Source organism: Paucilactobacillus vaccinostercus DSM 20634, from assembly GCF_001436295.1.
Taxonomy (GTDB): Bacteria; Bacillota; Bacilli; order Lactobacillales; family Lactobacillaceae; genus Paucilactobacillus; species Paucilactobacillus vaccinostercus.
In genome coordinates, this window is record NZ_AYYY01000042.1 from 1 (window position 1) to 3001 (window position 3001).

General features: G+C 45.9%; 1 protein-coding gene and 2 pseudogenes. 1 reads left to right on the forward strand and 2 read right to left on the reverse strand.

Annotated features, from left to right (window positions below):
• Positions 1-122: 122 nt before the first annotated feature.
• Positions 123-749, reverse strand: a pseudogene (locus FC26_RS07925) (SGNH/GDSL hydrolase family protein); the annotation flags it as partial.
• 77 nt (positions 750-826) lie between these two features.
• On the opposite strand from FC26_RS07925, the gene FC26_RS07930 reads away from it, so the two are divergent.
• Positions 827-2731 (forward strand): heavy metal translocating P-type ATPase, encoded by a 1905-nt coding sequence (locus FC26_RS07930; RefSeq protein WP_057779431.1) that lies wholly within the window; start codon positions 827-829, stop codon positions 2729-2731.
• 183 nt (positions 2732-2914) lie between these two features.
• On the opposite strand, the pseudogene FC26_RS12750 reads toward FC26_RS07930, so the two are convergent.
• Positions 2915-3001 (reverse strand): annotated as a pseudogene (locus FC26_RS12750) (IS5/IS1182 family transposase); the annotation flags it as partial.

The window sequence follows — 3001 nt, forward strand, 5'->3', positions numbered from 1 at the left end:
ACTAGACAAAAGATCAGCTCCTAAAAGATGGGTTTGTGGTAAACACCATTTTAAAGAAAGCTGATCTTTTTTGTCCGAACAGCGTTCGGATTAATTTTACAATCTACCATAAGATGGGTTGATCACGATTTAAAAACATCTGGATACTGTGTCCGCAACGCTTGTGCTGTTAATTCGCCCGCCATCTGGGAGCCAGCTAAATCTAAATGCACCCCGTCCGTGGTACTGAGTTGCCAAGTAGCCGTTTCAATGAGTTGCAATTGCATAAATTCGGCCACGACCGCGCGAATAATCGCTGCAAAATTCTGATTAAACGGGATCATTACAGCAAGCCGGCTATTCGGGTAAAGCGTCTGCACTTGATTAAGGAAGCGGCGCAAAACTACCGTGAACGTCGTATCATCCGTATGCCGATCATTAGTACCAACATTAATCACAACTAAATCCGTGGGTACTGGTTGCCACGTCGTTTTAATATCCACGGCTGTTAAAACCTCCGGCAGTACCGGTACGCCACCAGTTCCTGGTTTACTGAGACCAACGGCACTATAAGCAATGCGGACATTCCGTGCATTCAACAAGTCACTCGCAACCGCCGCATAGTTGGCTTCCGCGCGATAATCTTCGGCAGGGTACTTACCCATGACCCAGCAGCCGGCCGTCAGTGAATCCCCAATCCACGTCACACTGTGTCGGCCTAACCGAACTGGCTGTAACTCACCATCTGTCGTCAGGGCTTTCACTGCAAAACTTGACGCCTATCAAGTTGCCATCAAGCTGAACTCACTATACTAGGGTCATCAAATCAAATAAGGAGTTGCAAATTATGAAATTCCAATTATTTCTCACTAAACATACGAATCAAATTACATTAGTTACGGGGATTCTGATTGTTCTTGGGATGCTCAGTAAATATCTCTTACAATTTACGCTCGGTTACCAAGTCATTTTAGCAGTTGCTTCAATTATTGCCGTCATTCCGATTGCGGTTCGTGCTTGGAGCGCACTTCGGAACAAAGTTTTCAGTATTGAACTGTTAGTTAGTATCGCAGTGATTGGGGCATTCATTATTGGTGAATTCAACGAATCCGCAATCGTTACTTTCCTCTTCTTGTTTGGCTCCTATCTCGAAAGCAAGACCTTGCAGAAGACGCGGACCGCAATCAAAGGCTTGACTGACATGTCACCAACTACCGCAACTTTAGTTACTGATGATGGCACCGAAGAAGTCGACGTTGATGATGTGGACGAAGGTGACGTTGTCCTAGTTAAAACTGGGAGTCAGGTTCCCGTTGACGGGATTGTTGTTGAAGGTAACGGCTACCTTAACGAAGCCTCAATTACGGGTGAAGCACGCCAAATCAACAAGCAACTCAAGGACTCGGTTTACTCCGGAACAATGGTTGAAAATGGCTATCTGAAGATCAAAGCGACTCAGGTTGGCGACGACACGACTTTTGCCAAAATTATTGAATTGGTCGAAGAAGCTCAAGATACCAAGTCCAAAGCTGAAAAGTTCATCGACCGCTTTGCTCAATATTATACGCCTGCCGTCCTCGTTTTAGCAGTCTTAGTCTTCGCCTTCTCCCGTGACTTCCGCTTAGCAATCACGGTACTGGTTCTCGGTTGCCCAGGTGCCTTAGTTATCGGCGCCCCAGTGTCAAACGTTGCCGGAATCGGGAATGGTGCCAAGCGTGGTATCCTGATCAAGGGTGGTGAAGTCGTCGATACTTTTGCCAAAGTCGATACCCTGGTCTTCGATAAGACCGGTACTTTAACGGAAGGTAACACTGCCGTTACAACCATGCACACTTACACAAACAATGCGGATAATCAACTAGCTCTCGCTGCCGCTATTGAGGGCGTTTCCGACCATCCGTTAGGCCAAGCAATCGTCAGTTATGCCGACCAGCAGTCAGTGGGGGTCGCTCCCGTCCTAGATGACACTGGAACCGTTAAGGGTCAAGGAATCTGTGCACAAGTCGGTAAGCAAGAAGTTGTCATTGGTAATCAAAAAATGTTGACGGCTCATAATATCAAACTAAATCCTACTCAACTCAAAGATCTCAATGATTTACAAGCTGGTGGTCAATCAACCGTTATCATGGCAGTCGACGGACAAGTTCAACTCATCTTCGGGATTGCCGATACGATTCGTCCAGGCGTGAAGGACTCCCTCGCCGCATTAAAAGCCCAAGGAATCAAGAAACTCGTTATGTTAACTGGAGACAATGAACTCACCGCTCAAGCCGTTGCCAAAGAATTGAACCTAGATGAAGTTCACGCCAACCTCTTGCCAGAAGAAAAAGTCGAATACGTTAAGAAACTAAAAGCAGCCGGTAACACGGTCGCCTTTATTGGGGATGGCATCAACGACAGTCCTTCAATCGCTAACGCCGATATCGGAATCGCAATGGGTAGTGGGACTGACGTTGCCATCGATACATCCGATGTCGTCTTGATGCAATCAAGCTTCCCCGCATTAGTACACGCCCACGGTCTCGCCAAGAAAACTGTCTCGAACACTCGTGAAAACATCTTCATCGCCATTGCCACCGTGGCCTTCCTACTGATTGGGCTAATCTTCGGTTATATCTACATGGCCAGTGGGATGTTTGTCCATGAAGCTAGTATCTTAGTCGTTATCTTCAACGCTATGCGGTTAATCAATTTCCAAACCAAGTTCGACAAACAACAACCAACTAAAACCATTCAAGCAGCCACAGCTTAATCAAGTCTCCCCAACTTGGTTACAGGCCTAGCAACCAATAACGGTCCGCCGACTAGTCTTCCCCAGCTAGTCGGCGGACCGTTTTAGCATATTGCAATCAAAAATGATAGACCAATAATAATTTCATAAATACGCTCGGTTAATTAATTGCGATTACAAACCAAAAAAGATCTTAGAAGCTGTCTAAAATCTCTTAAGTAATAGTGCTAAAAACGCTAAAACGACCATTTGCAGACTGGTGGTTAATTGACGCTCACAATTTTTCCAAAG

What these genes read in the sequence shown, in the direction of transcription:
- FC26_RS07930 (WP_057779431.1), top strand. Translation starts at nt 827, where the DNA reads ATGAAATTCCAATTATTTCTCACTAAACATACGAATCAAATTACATTA.